The organism is Fluviicoccus keumensis, from assembly GCF_004217445.1.
GTDB lineage: Bacteria > Pseudomonadota > Gammaproteobacteria > Pseudomonadales > Moraxellaceae > Fluviicoccus > Fluviicoccus keumensis.
The window spans coordinates 336,802-350,468 of record NZ_SHKX01000013.1 but is presented as its reverse complement, the minus strand read 5'-3'; the positions used below and the strand labels follow the sequence as shown (position 1 = coordinate 350,468).

Below are 13,667 nucleotides of genomic sequence, written 5' to 3'. Positions count from 1 at the left end.
AGCCAAGACCGGACGCCCGGTCACGTTCACAGCCGCAGCCCGCCGTTGCCGATGCGGGCGAACAGTTCGGCGGTCAGCGGCTCGTAGCCGCGCTGCCGGTCCGCCAGCACATACAGCGGCTCGCCGACCACGGCCGGGTCAAAGCCTTCCTGCTTCAGCTCCACCTTGCGGTACTTGAAGGTGCCGGTGGTCTGCTGTTCGGTCTGCAGCCGGATGAACAGCGGTACCGCGTAGGCGGGCAAAGCCGCTTCCAGCGACCGCGCCAGCGCCTGACCGTCAAAGGCCGTGCCGGGCTTCAGGGTGATGGCCGCCATGCCCGCGCGACCGTCGCAGCCCGGCACGCTGACACCGTAGACCACGCCGTGTTCGATCGCCGCTTCCTTCGCCAGCACGCCTTCCACCTCGCCGGTGGCCACGTTCTCGCCCTTCCAGCGGAAGGTATCACCCACCCGGTCGACAAACTGGATGTGGCGCAGGCCCTGGTCGCGCACCAGGTCGCCGCTGTTGAACCAGACATCGCCGTCCTTGAAGACGTTGCGGAACAGCTTCTTTTCCCCGGCGGCGGGGTCGGTGTAGCCGTCGAAGGGCCGCCGCGCCGTGACCTCGCTGATCAGCAGCCCGACGCCGCCCTTGGCCACCCGTTGCATGCGGCCGCGCGCATCGCGCAGCGGCGTTTCACTTTCGGCATCGAATTCGACAATGGCGAAGGGCAGCGGCGTGAAGCCCGCCGTCTGCGACACGCCGAAGGCGTTGATGAAGGCGATGTTGGATTCGCTGGCGCCGTAGAATTCGAAAATGCGGGTGATGCCGAAGCGCTGCTCGAAGGCTTCCCAGATTTCCGGGCGCAGGCCGTTGCCGGTAATGGCGCGGATGCGGTGGTTACGGTCGCCCGCGCTTTCAGGCCGGTTCAGCAGGTAGCGCAGCAGCTCGCCGATGTAGCAGAAGACGGTGGCGTCGAAATGGCGGACGCGGTCCCAGAAGCGGCTGGCGCTGAACTTGCGGTCCAGCGCCAGTGTCGCCCCGGCAGAGAGGATGGCGCTGAAGCACACCGTCAGCGCGTTGTTGTGGTACAGCGGCAGGCAGCAATAGAACACGTCGTCGCGGCGCAGGCGCAGCGTCAGGCCGCCCACCCCGGCCATGGCGGCCAGCCAGCGGTAATGCGTCATCACCGAGGCCTTGGGCAGGCCGGTGGTGCCGGAAGTGAAGATGTAGAAGCAGGGCTGGCTGGCGCGCACCTGACCGGTGGTGGCGGGATTGCTGTCCGCGCAGTGGGCGCTGGCGTCGTCCAGATCGCGCCAGCCCTCGGGCGCGGGGGTGTTGTCGCTGTCGCGGCACCAGAAATAGTCCAGCTCCGGGGTTTGCGCCGGGGTGAAGGGCGTGCTTTCGATCGCCTCGCGGCATTCGCTGCCCGTCACCAGCAATTTGGCCCGCACCAGGTTGACGCTGTGCGTCAGCACCTCGGCGCGCTGGTGGTGGTTGAGCATGGCGGCGATGGCGCCCAGCTTCATCGCCGCGATCACGCAGGCCAGCACCTGCGGCCGGTTTTCTATCAGCAGGGCGACGGTATCGCCACTGCCGATGCCGCGCGCCGCCCACAGGTGGGCGATGCGGTTGGCCCAGGCATTGAGTTCCCGGTAGGTCCAGGCGCGGTCGTCAAAGCGCAGCGCCACCCGGTCCGGCGTCCAGCGCGCCCAGAACTCCACCACCTTGCCGATCGACTGGCGGCTGTCCGGGTTCAGCCCCGCCAGGCGCAACAGGTTGGCGCGGTTGGGGTCGAGCATTTCGGGGGCGGCTTGCAACAGGCCGCGCGCAATGTCGCGGACTCCGATCCGGTTGGCCATGGGGAAAGTCTCCGTGAAGGTGGGGTTCAGGATAGACGGTTGCGCGGGGAAGGGGGAGCGCTTATCCGGGGTTAAATATGTGTAACAATAATGTTACGCATATTATGCGGGAAAAGGGGACTGGGGGCAATCGTCGTTACCGGGTCGCTTGAGAGGATCGTAGGGGCGCACTGCGTGCGCCCTTTTCGCCGGGCATGATGGATGATGTGTTCGGTCACGAGGGCGCACGCAGTGCGCCCCTACGGGGGATTCAGGCTGCCGCTTTCAGCACCGCCTCGCGGTTGCGGAAATGCGCGTTCAATTCTCCCTGTGCGCCGAACAGCCGTTCGCGCCATTCCCGTTCCACCGCGTCCGTCTGTTGCTGGTCGGGGTGGAAGTCCCGGGCAAACCAGTCCGGCACATGCGCCAGCACCCGCGTCACGAAACCGTTCTTCCCCAGCAGCGCCTTCAGCCCGCGACGGTGTTCGCGGAGGCTCAGGGCTTCGCCCTGTTTCACCAGAATGGCCCCCCAACTGAAGGCAATGCCCGGCAGCAGCGCCCCCAGCACCAGCGGTCCGGCCAGCACCCGCTCGCGATAGGCGGCCGGGCTGACGCGGGCATGCACGTCAAACGCCACCGACTTGTGTTCCAGTTCCTCGATGGCATGCCACGACCACAGCTTCAGCACTTCCGCGTCGGTGCTGGTGCGGAATTCCGCGTGCGTCAGCCACTGCTCGGCCAAGTGCGCGGTGAAGTGTTCCATGAAGGCCGTGCAGGCCAGTTGCTGCGAGGGCGGCAGGCGTTCCAGCAGGCCCAGGCTGAAGCGGATATGGCGGTCGGCGAGGGCGATGTCATAGCCCTGCGCCGCCAGCCATGTGTTCAGGTGTTCATGCTCGCGGCCGTGAATGGCTTCCTGGCCGATGAAGCCGGAAATCTGCGCCTTCAGCGTCTCGTCGGTGATGGTGTCGCGGAAGCGCCTCACCGATTCCACAAAGAAACGCTCGCCCGGCGGAAAGATGGCCGAGAACACCGCGAACAGCGACGACGCCAGCGCATTGCCGCCGAAGAAGGGGAAACGCGGTCGGCCTTCCGGCAACGGAAAATCCATCAGCCGGGCGGGAATGCCCACGCTGGCGCCGTTGGTCTTGCGGGCTTCGCGCGACATCATCTCGCGCACGGTCTGTTCATGCATGGCGGTGCTCCCGGTGAGTTTGGCCCGAGCGGCGGTTGACGCCGCCGCCGGTATCACCGACCATAAACCGCATAATTACTCGGATTCAATCCGGATAACTTTTATGCCCCGCAAACCCCGACAGGCCCGTTCCCTCGCCACCGTCAACGCCATCGTTGACGCCGGTTTCCTTTGTCTGGCCCGTTACGGGCTGGTCGGCACCACCACCAATCACATTGCCGAGGTGGCGGGCATCAGCACCGGTTCGCTGTACGAATATTTCGCCAACAAGGAGGCGGTGTACGCGGCGATGAGCGAGCGCTTTCTGGCGGATATCGGCGAGATGGTGCGCGCCTATACGCCGCAGGTGTCGCGCATGGAGATCGGCGAGGCGATCCGCACGCTGGCGCAGGGCTTTGCCGAGTTGCTGTCGCGCAATGACGGGCGTTACCTGCATCTGGTGCGCTACATCCTGCTGGCGGATTCGCGGGATTTTTCGGAGCAGGTGAGCAAGCTGCTGATGGATTTCGTGGTGCAGTATTTGCTGAACCATCCGCAGTACATGCGGCTGAAGGATTTGCAGACGATGGTTTATATCGTCATCAATGCCGGGATCTTCAACATCATGCGGTTTTTGTCATCGGATAGTCCGCCGATGAGTTTTGAGGCGTTGATTGACGGGTTTGCGCGGTTGGTGAACCATCATGTGGTGATGGATTTGGCGGAGTGAGGGCCAAGGCAGTTGATCGGTTTGCTATCCCTGACGACTGTGATTATTGTTGGTAGGTGCAGGATTTGAGGGATGGGATGAAAGTCTTACGCTTGATTTTGGCTGGAAAATCCCAGCGCCTATTGGCACCTGCGCCATTCCGCCCAGCTTGCCAGATGTTAACGGCTAAACGCGGTGGGCAAGATTCGTTGTGCGTGCCGGTTGATGATCCGTGGCGAATGATGGAGACGGGGCTGGCGGAATTTGAGCCGGGATTTCGGATGCGGCGGGAAGACTCGATGGCTGAAGGAGTAGCATCATTTCACAATTGAATCAATGTGATGGGTTTCGTGCCTCAACCCATCCTACCGGCTACCGGCTACAGGCAAGGAAGGCTCGCGAATATGGTTTTGGATGTCAGAAATTATGAGTCAGCTACCAGACGCACTTCATAAAGAAATAGCTTCTCTTTGCCAGCAAGGTGATGAGCTTTCAAAAGCAGGAAAGCTTGAGGAAGCCAAAACTAGCTATGTCAATGCTCTCAGACTGCTTCCACAGGAGCATCGTGATTGGGAGGCATCCACGTGGATCTATGTAGCCATAGGAGACATCCACTTCCGTCTTGGAAATCATGAAAGGGCGTTCAGATGTTTTTACAATGCAATTCAGTGCCCCAAAGGGTTAGGAAACCCCTATATTCATCTTCGACTTGGTCAACTCTATTTTGAACAAGCTGATCTTGATAAGTCAGCTGATGAGCTGACAAGGGCGTATATGGGTGGGGGACTGGATTTGTTTCTAGAAGACGATCCGAAATATCTATCGTTCTTGGAAACGAGAATTGATGTTTGACTAGGCGGTGAGAATTCATCGCCGCCCCGTTTTGCGGGTGCTCAATCGGTAGGATGGGTTGAGGCACGAAACCCATCACCCTGATCCTATTGAGAATTCAGGCATTAACCTTAGAATCCCCCAACACCCCCCGACACATCTCCGTCAAAAAATCCCGCATCGCCATCACCCTCGCGCTGGCGCGCAAATCCCGGTGGTACAACAACCACAACTCCTGATGCGTATCCGCCTCCACAGCGGTCGCCCGCACCAGCCGCGCATCGCCATCCCCCATGAAATCCGGCAGCAGCGCCGCCGCCAGCCCGGTGGCGGCGGCCAGCAGATGCGTCTGCATGCTGTTGCCGCGCAGCACCGGCGCGCGGCCGGGAAAGAGCTCCTTCATCCAGTCCACCATCGGCAGCCGGAACCAGGCCGAATCCCACGACACATGCGGCAACTGCCGCCAGTCGCCGTCCACCCGCGCCAACGCCTCCGGGGTGCAATACAGCTCGAAGCGGAAACGGCCCATCGGCTGGGCGATGGTGTCCGGGTCATGGCTGTCGCGTTTCGGGTCCATGATCCGCAAGGCCAGCTCCGCCTCCCGTCGTGACAGATCCGCCAGATTGCGGTTCACCAGCAGTTCCACCTGCAACTGCGGATAGCGGGCGGTGAAGGCGGGCAGCGCCGGCATCAGCAGGTAATGGGCGATGGATTCAAACGTGGCCAGCCGCACCACGCCGGTCACGTCGCGCACCGCGTCGCCCTGACGTTCCACCGCGCGGATGCTGCGCTCCACCTCGGCAATATGCCCCAGCAGCGCCGACCCGGCGTCGGTCAGCAGGTAGCCCTGTTGCCGCCGCAGGAACAGCGTCACGCCCAGCGTTTCCTCCAGCGCGTCGATATGCCGTGAAACCGTCGAGACGCTGGTCGCCAGTTCCGTGGCGGCGGGCGTCAGGCCGCCCAGCCTGGCCACGGCCAGGAAGAATTTCAGGTTGTTCCAGTCCATGTTGTTTTCCATAGGCGGAAAATGCTTTCCCGGATATTGGCATTCTCTTCCATATCCGGCAATTGCTAAGGTGGAGCCCTGTACGAGGAGGGCGCCGACATGACCCGCACCACCTGGCTCACCCTGGGCCTGACCAGTTTTTTCTGGGCGCTGATGTTCTATCTGGGCAAGCACGCGCTGACGGTGATGACGCCGGAAGTGCTGAGCGCCTGGCGTTTCCTCCTGGGCGCGCTGGTGCTGCTGCCGTGGGTAGGCCAGCGCGAGGGCATCGACTGGCAAGGCCTGCGCCGCCATGCCCTGCCGCTGGGGGTGATGGCGGTGGTGGGCATCGGCGGTTTCAACCTGGCGCTGTTCCACGGTATGCGCCACACCTCGGCCATGAACGGGGCGCTGATCATGGCGCTGTGTCCGCTGCTGATCACGGTATTTGGCGCGCTGCTGACCCGTGAGGCGGTGAAGCCCCGGCAACTGGCCGGGCTGGCGTTCGGGTTGTCCGGGGTGTTGCTGGTGATCAGCGGCGGTTCGTGGGCGCGGTTGGCGTCGCTGTCCTTTGCCCCGGGCGATCTGCTGGTGCTGCTGGCGGCGGCCTGCTGGGCGCTGTACTCGGTGATTCCGCGCCGCTTCATCCCCGGCCTGCCGACCTTGCAGGTCACCACGGCCTCGGTGACGCTGGGCGGGGTGTTCCTGGGCCTGAATGCGCTACTGAGTCAGGGCTCGCTGCTGACACCCGCGCCGCTCAGCGTGCTGGCATCGGTGGCGGCGATGGGGCTGTTCGGTTCCGGCGTGGCCTATTTGTGGTGGAACGCCGGGGTGCGCGCGGCCGGGCCGGGCGCGGCGGCGGTGTTCATGAACCTGGTGCCGGTGTTCACGGCGCTGATCGGGGTGGCCTTGGGCCAGCCGCTGACGCCGGTGTATGTGGCGGGCACGGCGCTGGTGCTGGCCGGGGTGTGGCTGAGCACCTTCGCGCCGGGGCGCGTGGCGGTTCCGGCCGGGACAATGACGACGGAGGGGGCGAAATGAGCTGGCATTATGTGGAACGGGGACAGGGGCGGCCGCTGGTGCTGCTGCACGGCATCGGCATGTCGCACCGGGCGTGGTTGCCGGTGATGGACCGGCTGGCGCGGGAACGGCGGGTGCTGGCGTTCGATACCGCCGGGTTTGGCGACAGCCCCTGCCTGCCCGACGGGATTCCGCCCACCACCGGGAATCTGGCGCGGGAACTGGAACGGGTGCTGCGGCGGCTGGGGATCGAGGAGCCGGTGGATATCGCGGGCAATTCGATGGGCGGCTGGATGGCGCTGGAAGCGGCGCGGCTGGGGTTGGCGCGCTCGGTGGTGGCGATATCGCCCGCCGGCTTGTGGCGGCAGCCGCCGGCCCGGGCCAAGCATGTGTTCTTCGGCCTACGGCGGGTGGCGCGCACGGCGCCCTGGCTGGTGAAGGGCAGCCTGCGGGTGGCGCTGTTGCGCGAGCTGTTGATGGCGGTGCCGCTCTCTACTGGCGGCCGGGATATTCCCGCCGACATCGCGCTCGACCTGACCTGGGATTTTGTGAAAGCGCCGGGGTTTGAGGCGACCTTTGCCCACTCCGGCCGGTTTGCAGGCGGGCAGGGCATCACCGCGCCGGTGACGGTGGCCTTCGGCACGCATGACCTGCTGCTGGGCGCGGCGGCCCGCCTGCGCGGTGAGTTGCCCGCGCAGGCGCGTTGGCTGGAGCCCCAGGGCTGGGGGCATGTGCCGATGTGGAAGGACCCGGCGGGGGTGGCGACGCTGATTCTGGAAGGGACGGGGTGAGGGGCGTTAACGCCGCCGGATTGATCAATGATTATTAATGTGACATTATCGTTACGTTAATTAATGTCAGAGTCATCCCGCACATGCCTTCTTCCCTTGGTGCTTACGTTTCCCAGATCGCCTTCAGCGTCCGCAACCTGGAACACGCGGTGCGCTTCTACCGCGACACCTTCCGGCTGCGCGACAGCGGCGGCACCACGGCTTTTCGCGGTCCGGGCGCTGCGTATGTGCAGGGCGTCGAGGGCATCGCCTCGCGCACCCACTGGTTGCAGGACGACCGCAGCACGCTGCAATTGGAGTTCTTACAGTTCGAATACCCGCCCCTGGTGCCGATCCCCGACTCGCGGCGCGTCTGCGATATCGGCATGAGCCGCATCGCCTTTACCGTGCCCGACCTCGATGCCTGCCTCGCGCGGGCGGCGGCCTTGGGTGCGAGAGCGGTTGGCAGCATCATGACGGTGGCGGGCGGACGGCGCGCCGTGATCACCGACCCGGACGGCGTCTGGATCGAAATCACGGAGGACCGCCGGAGCGGCCAGTCCCGCGTTGCCGGCGTTGCCTTGTCGGTCCGGTCCCTGTCCCGCGCGCTTGAGACTTACACCACGGGCATGGGCCTGACCGCCGGTGATCATGCGGATGATGGCCTGGACGCCCAGCTGGGTCTGGCCGGGGCCGAACGCGCGGCGGTGCGCATTGACGGCGGCCCGGTCTGGATCGAGTTGTCGGAATACCGCTCGCCCGCGCCGCAGCCATGGCGCGAGGGCCATCAGCTCACCGATATCGGGCTTAGCCATGTGGCGGTGACCGCGCCGTCGGCGGAACAGGCCGAGGGGCTTTTTCAGCGGCTGTATGACGGCGGATGGGTGCGGCCCAACCAGCCCAAGCCCTTGCGATTGGGCAAGCTGGTCAGCCTGATGTATGGCCGTGATGCGGAGGGATTTACGCTGGAAATGATGCATGTCGCGCCGGTGGCGCACGGCATCCTCGGCTTCCGGCCGCCGCGCGCGGCGGATCGCTGGTTGCTGGCGACGCTGAACGCCGGGGCGGCGCTGCTGTACGGCTGACCGCCAACAGCGGCTGCCAGCCCGGTGTGAGGGAAACGGGTCGCCGATAGCCCTTATCGACGGCCCGCCGCCGTTACCGCCTGTTCAATCTCGCTGTCCTTGAACCCCAGCAACTCCACCGCCTTGCGGAACACGCCCGGCGCACGGGCGATCAGCTCGATCCGCTTCGGCGCCACGATCATGTCGCGGCGATGTTCAATCCCGTCGACGATCGCCGCCACCACCGACTCCAGCGTCACCATCTTCCAGATGCCGCCCTTGTTGCCGTCCCAGATCCGGTTGCCCGCCGCGTCGGCGAACACGCCGTCCATCATCGGTGTCGGGAAGAAGGTCGGGTGCACGCTGCCGACGCCGACCCCGAGATGCCGCAGTTCCAGCCGGACGCTGTCGCACATCGCCCACACGCCCGCCTTGCTGGCGGCATAGGACGACTGCAGCGGCGAGTGGATGAAGGCCGCCATGGACGAGATCGCCAGCAGGTAGCCCTGGCGTTGCCGCACATGCGGAATGGCGGCCTTGAAGGTGCGCCACACGCCATTGAGGTTGATGTCGATGACGCGGGTGAAGGCGGCCTCGCTGCCGTTGACCAGCGCTTCCATTTCGGTAATGCCCGCGTTGGCGATCACCATATCCAGACCGCCGAAATGCGCGGCGGCGGCATCGATCGCCTGTTGCAGGCTTTCCATCGCGCGCACGTTCACCGCCCAGCCCTGGGCGCGGGTCGGGCCGCCCAGTGCTGCTGCCTGCTGTTGCGCCGCCGCGCCGTCCAGGTCCAGCAGCGCCAGCTTCGCGCCCTTGGCGTGCAGGGCTTTTGCCAGCGCGGAACCCAAGCCGCCGGTGGAGCCGGTGATGGCGATGGTCAGTTGGGAAATGTCGTATTTGGCCATGAAGGCATCCTCGGGGGAAACGGTTGAATGGCGGAGCAGTGAATCTTTCCCTCCTGTGGAACAGGGGGGTTGCGGAAAGTGGCCCGAACACGTTCTCGGCAAAGGGCATCGTGTTCAGCGTTCCGCCGTTGACCCCCCCGGCCCCTTCGGGCCTCCCCCCTGCCTTGCAGGGGGGAATGTCCCCGTATTACACCGGCACGTGCCGACGCAGGAATTCAATCTGGTCCTTCACCACATGCTCGAACGCCTCGCCGACGTAGATGTCGAAATGGCCGTCCGGGTAACGCTTGATTTCCCCCTTGGGCGCGCGACGGGCATGGAACAGCGTCGGCTTGGCCGGGGCGACCGAGTCGGTGTCGCAGACGCAGAACAGCACCGGGCAGGCAATCTTCGGCGTCTTCAGGCCGGGGAAATAGCGGATGATCTGCAAGCCGAAACGCGCGGCGACTTCATTGCGGAACCCTTGGGCATCCGGGGGCAGCAGGCCCAGATAGCCGGAGACCACGTCCGGCGCGGTCATCAGCGCCGCTTCACCCTGATGACCGGCGGCCTGGACCATCACCGGCTCCGCCCCCAGCCAACTGCCGACCTGGTCGCGCAGCGCCAGCGCCGTCACTTTCAGCGAGCTGACCGGGTTCAGCGCCAGCCCGGAGGCCAGGCCGTTGGTGAACGGGCATTGCGAGATCACCGCCGTGATGCCGGACAGGTCGGCGGCGGTGCTCAGCACGTGGCCGCCGCTGAACGAGGTGCCCCAGAGCACGACCCGGCGGCCATCGACTTGCGGACAGGCGCGGGCGTAAGCCACGGCCGCCTTCCAGTCCTCCAACTGCTTGCTGACATCCAGCAGCTGGCGCGGCTGGCCGTCGCTGTCGCCGAAATGGCGGTAATCGAAGACCAGGCAGGCATAGCCCGCTGCGCTGAAACGTTCGGCGAAGGCGTCCAGCCGCATCACCCGCGTACCGCCGAGGCCGTGCGCCATCACCACCACCGGACGCGGCGTGTCGGAGGCGGGCAGGTACAGCCAGGCGCGGCAGGTGATGCCGCCGGATTGGAATTCCACATCAAGTCGTTGGGTCATGGTCGTCTCGCAAAGCCGGGAAGGGCTGGAATCTGGAATCAAGTGTTATCAGATTATATCTGATAACTGATGTTGTCAAATTTTGGTTTTGACGGTCCCTTCCGGTATAGTGGCGGAATGACTTTACCGCCAGCCGATGCCATGACACTCCCGCTTGCTTCCCCGACGCTTTCCGAACGCCCTTATGGCGGCATCGACCATGAGGCGCGGGTCAGCGAGCGGCGGGAGCGTTTCATCGCGGCGGGCATCCGGGTGATCGGTTCGGCCGGGTATCGCGCCGCCACCGTGCGCGTGCTGTGCGCCGAGGCCGGGCTCAGCAACCGTTACTTCTACGAATCCTTCGACAGCACCGAGGCCTTGCTGATGGCGGTTTACCGCCGCTTGATGGGCGACTGCCAGGCGGCGATCCTGACGGCCATGCAGCAGGCCCCGCGTCAGGTCGAGGCAATCACCGCCGCCGGGGTGCGGGTGTTCTTCGAACATGCCCGCGACCCGCTGTTCGCCCGCGCCACCCTGCTGGAAGTGATGGGCGTCAGCGCGGCGGTGGACGCGATGTATCAGGAAAACATCCGCGTCTTTGGCCGGATGATCATGGGCGGCGCGCGCGCGGTGCTGGTGGATGACGACCTGCCCGAGGAAGAGGCGGACATGCTGGGACTGTCGCTGGTGGGGGCGCTGGCCTACGCCGCCATGCACTGGATGCAGGGCGGCTACCGGCTGTCGGTGGATCAGATGGTGAGCAACGCGGTGCGCATTATCGGCGGCACGGCGTTGGGAATTCAGCAATCACGGGGGAAATGAACATGTCCGACATCCACGAAGGCGGTTGCCTGTGCGGCGCGGTTCGCTACCGGGTTACCGGCCAGCCGGTGGCGGCCTATGTCTGCCACTGCAACTATTGCCAGAAGTCGTCCGGCACGGCTTTCCAGATGCCGGTGTTCTTCAAGCACCGGCAAGTGGAATTCAGCGGCGAGACTATGCAGACCTTCGACTATGTGTCCCCCACGCACGGGCGCACGGTCACCACCCAGTTTTGCGGCCGTTGCGGCACGCGGGTGGGGTCGCGCATCACCCGTGCGCCCGGCATCCAGATCCTTTCGGCGGGGTCGTTTGATGTGCGGGATGAATTTGCGGTGACCTGTCACCTGTTCACGGAGACGAAGGTGCCCTGGGTGCGCTTGCCCGCCGAGACGCCGTGCTATGAACAGCATTTCATTACGGAGGCGGGGGAGAAGGTGGAGCCGTTGGCGATAGAGGGCTGAAGCCGCCATGAGCCGTTTGCAGGAGGCCGCCCGTCGCATCAAGCGCGATGCCCTGACCGTGTATTTCGCCGCGCGCGACCCGCGCACGCCGCTGCCGGTGCGTCTGCTCGCCCTGATGATTGCGGCCTATGCCTTCAGCCCCATCGACCTGATTCCCGACTTCATCCCGGTGCTGGGCTATCTGGATGACCTGATCCTGCTGCCGCTGGGCATCCTGCTGGTCATCCGCCTGACGCCGGAGGTAGTGATCGCCGACAGCCGGGCCAAGGCGCAGCTGGCGGCCGACCGGCCGGTCAGTCCGGCGGCGGCGGTGGTGATCGTGCTGATCTGGCTGTTGTGCGCGGCCGGGCTTGGCTACTGGTGGCTGGCCGCCTGATCCCGGAGGGGCGCACGGCGTGCGCCCTCTCAACCAAACACGTTGTTATCCCCGGAGTTGCCGTCCTGTTCGGCGACGAAGGGCGCAGGCACTGCGCCCCTACGGGTCAATCAATACCCCTTCGGTTTCACAAACCCGCCCATTACCCCCGCCAGCAACCCGGCAAACTTGATCGTCGTCCGGTCCTGGAAGCGGTTGCCGACAATCTGCACGTTCACCGGCACTCCGCCCGGCGTCACCCCCAGCGGTGCGCTGGTGGCGGGCAGGCCCATCAGCGTCGCCGGGGCAATCCACATGAACATGTCGGTGTAGTTGCGCTTGACGCCGTTGATGGTGATCTTGCGCTGCACCATCTCCGGTTTCTGCTGGTGCGGAAGCGCCGTGGTGGCGGCGGGCGGCATCAGGATCACGTCGTAATCGGCAAATACACGCTGGAATTTCTCGGTCAGGCGGCAGCTGCGCTCGTTCGCGACCTTCCAGTCGGCAAAGCTCTGGCCTGCGCCCGCCATGAAATGCTCGAAACGTTCCGCAAAGCCCACGTACTTGCCCAGCTTCGTCACCACCGGCGCGGCCAGGTTCATCGCCATGCGCGCCGCCTTCGGCTGGCCCAGCGCAATCACGCTGCCCAGCTGGTTCAGGTACAGCGGGTAGAAGGTGTCCAGCGTCATGCCCAGCGGCGCGCCGGTATCCACCTTCACCCCGGCGGCTTCCAGCTTGCGCTTCATCTCTTCGTACAGCGCCTTCATGTCGTGGTCGATGGGGCACAGCGGGTCGTCAATCCACAGCAGCACGCGGAAGTCGGCCAGCTTCTTTTGTTTGGGCGCGGGCAGTTTCAGCTGCCAGCCCGGCTGCATGCGGGGGGAAGGCCCGGCCACCACGTCCAGCAGCAGTTGCAGGTCCTCGGCGGTGCGCGCCATCGGCCCGGCCACGGCCAGGTCGGGGTCGGCGGCGGTGCCGGGAGGGCCGGGAATGTGGCCGCGCAGCGGCACGATGCCCTGGGTGGACTTGTGGCCGTAGACGCCACAGAAATGCGCCGGGGTGCGGATGGAGCCGCCGATGTCGCTGCCCAGTTCCAGCGGCGTGAAGCCGGCCGCCAGCGCCGCCGCCGCGCCGCCGGAGGAGCCGCCGGGCGTCAGGTCGGCGTTCCACGGGTTGTGGGTGGTGCCGTGCAGCTTGTTGTAGCTCTGGATGTCGCTGGCGAACAGCGGCACGTTGGTCTTGCCCAGCACGATGGCCCCGGCGTCCAGCAGCGACTGCACGGGCGTGGCGGCCTTCTTCGGCACATGGCTTTTCAGGCTGGGCGAGCCGGCGGTGCAGGGCAGGCCGGGCACTTCCCAGGTGTCCTTGAGCGTCATCGGCAGGCCGTGCAGCGGGCCCCAGCTTTCGCCGCGCGCGGTGGCGGCATCGGCCTCGTCGGCGCGGCGGCGGGCGGCCTCGCGATCCTGTGCTACTACGGCGTTGACCAGCGGGTTGCGGGCGTCGATCTGCGCGTAGCAGGCGTCCACCAGCGCGCGGCTGGAGATTTCGCCTTTCTTCAGGCGGGCAATGAGGGTCTTGGCGTCAAGGTACAGCCAGTCTTGGGACATGGGGCGGCCTTCCGGTGGGAGTCGGGATGATGAGGGGAGGATAGCGGGTTTGCGGGGGGAAAGGTGAGGGTCGGGAGGGACAAGGGG

General features: G+C 65.3%; 14 protein-coding genes. 8 read left to right on the top strand and 6 right to left on the bottom strand.

What is annotated here, in order from left to right:
* Nucleotides 1–26 precede the first annotated feature (26 nt).
* Together EV700_RS12480 and EV700_RS12475 are read right to left on the bottom strand one after the other, a co-directional pair.
* Nucleotides 27–1,841: a long-chain-acyl-CoA synthetase gene (locus EV700_RS12480; RefSeq protein ID WP_130414244.1), complete on the bottom strand. Its 1,815-nt coding sequence runs from the start codon at nucleotides 1,839–1,841 to the stop codon at nucleotides 27–29.
* A 250-nt stretch (nucleotides 1,842–2,091) separates the two neighbouring features.
* Entirely contained in the window at nucleotides 2,092–3,012 is a 921-nt protein-coding gene (locus EV700_RS12475) for a metal-dependent hydrolase (protein ID WP_207224667.1), read from the bottom strand.
* Nucleotides 3,013–3,115: 103 nt separating this feature from the next.
* Between EV700_RS12475 and EV700_RS12470 the strand changes: the two genes are divergently transcribed.
* Complete coding sequence (locus EV700_RS12470; RefSeq protein ID WP_165391464.1) at nucleotides 3,116–3,721, top strand: TetR/AcrR family transcriptional regulator; 606 nt, start codon at nucleotides 3,116–3,118, stop codon at nucleotides 3,719–3,721.
* Between the two features lie 393 nt (nucleotides 3,722–4,114).
* The gene (locus EV700_RS12465; protein WP_242610260.1) at nucleotides 4,115–4,552 is read left to right on the top strand and encodes a hypothetical protein; all 438 of its coding nucleotides are present in this window, start codon (nucleotides 4,115–4,117) and stop codon (nucleotides 4,550–4,552) included.
* 97 nt (nucleotides 4,553–4,649) lie between these two features.
* On the opposite strand, the gene EV700_RS12460 is transcribed toward EV700_RS12465, so the two are convergent.
* Complete coding sequence (locus EV700_RS12460) at nucleotides 4,650–5,537, bottom strand: LysR family transcriptional regulator (RefSeq protein ID WP_165391463.1); 888 nt, start codon at nucleotides 5,535–5,537, stop codon at nucleotides 4,650–4,652.
* A 99-nt stretch (nucleotides 5,538–5,636) separates the two neighbouring features.
* On the opposite strand from EV700_RS12460, the gene EV700_RS12455 reads away from it, so the two are divergent.
* The 3 genes from EV700_RS12455 (at nucleotide 5,637) to EV700_RS12445 (ending at nucleotide 8,391) form a co-directional block, all read left to right on the top strand.
* A complete protein-coding gene (locus EV700_RS12455; protein WP_130414238.1) occupies nucleotides 5,637–6,557 on the top strand; it encodes a DMT family transporter in 921 nt (306 codons plus the stop codon).
* The gene (locus EV700_RS12450) at nucleotides 6,554–7,327 is read left to right on the top strand and encodes an alpha/beta fold hydrolase (RefSeq protein WP_130414236.1); all 774 of its coding nucleotides are present in this window, start codon (nucleotides 6,554–6,556) and stop codon (nucleotides 7,325–7,327) included. Before EV700_RS12455 ends, EV700_RS12450 begins: the two co-directional genes overlap by 4 nt.
* Before the next feature lie 83 nt (nucleotides 7,328–7,410).
* Nucleotides 7,411–8,391, top strand: a complete 981-nt coding sequence (locus tag EV700_RS12445) for a VOC family protein (protein ID WP_130414234.1) — start codon at nucleotides 7,411–7,413, stop codon at nucleotides 8,389–8,391.
* Nucleotides 8,392–8,444: 53 nt separating this feature from the next.
* On the opposite strand, the gene EV700_RS12440 is transcribed toward EV700_RS12445, so the two are convergent.
* Both EV700_RS12440 and EV700_RS12435 read right to left on the bottom strand, forming a co-directional pair.
* A complete protein-coding gene (locus EV700_RS12440; RefSeq protein WP_130414232.1) occupies nucleotides 8,445–9,278 on the bottom strand; it encodes an SDR family NAD(P)-dependent oxidoreductase in 834 nt (277 codons plus the stop codon).
* A gap of 187 nt (nucleotides 9,279–9,465) precedes the next feature.
* Complete coding sequence (locus EV700_RS12435) at nucleotides 9,466–10,356, bottom strand: alpha/beta hydrolase (protein ID WP_130414230.1); 891 nt, start codon at nucleotides 10,354–10,356, stop codon at nucleotides 9,466–9,468.
* 141 nt (nucleotides 10,357–10,497) lie between these two features.
* Between EV700_RS12435 and EV700_RS12430 the strand changes: the two genes are divergently transcribed.
* The 3 genes from EV700_RS12430 to EV700_RS12420 are packed head-to-tail and all read left to right on the top strand — an operon-like array spanning nucleotide 10,498 to nucleotide 11,994.
* Nucleotides 10,498–11,157, top strand: coding sequence for a TetR/AcrR family transcriptional regulator (locus EV700_RS12430; RefSeq protein ID WP_165391462.1), 660 nt, complete (start codon nucleotides 10,498–10,500; stop codon nucleotides 11,155–11,157).
* 2 nt (nucleotides 11,158–11,159) lie between these two features.
* Complete coding sequence (locus tag EV700_RS12425; protein ID WP_165391461.1) at nucleotides 11,160–11,618, top strand: GFA family protein; 459 nt, start codon at nucleotides 11,160–11,162, stop codon at nucleotides 11,616–11,618.
* A 7-nt stretch (nucleotides 11,619–11,625) separates the two neighbouring features.
* Nucleotides 11,626–11,994 (top strand): YkvA family protein, encoded by a 369-nt coding sequence (locus EV700_RS12420; RefSeq protein ID WP_130414224.1) that lies wholly within the window; start codon nucleotides 11,626–11,628, stop codon nucleotides 11,992–11,994.
* Nucleotides 11,995–12,104: 110 nt separating this feature from the next.
* Here EV700_RS12420 and EV700_RS12415 read toward each other — a convergent pair whose 3' ends face one another.
* The gene (locus EV700_RS12415) at nucleotides 12,105–13,580 is read right to left on the bottom strand and encodes an amidase (RefSeq protein WP_130414222.1); all 1,476 of its coding nucleotides are present in this window, start codon (nucleotides 13,578–13,580) and stop codon (nucleotides 12,105–12,107) included.
* Between the last annotated feature and the right edge of the window lie 87 nt (nucleotides 13,581–13,667).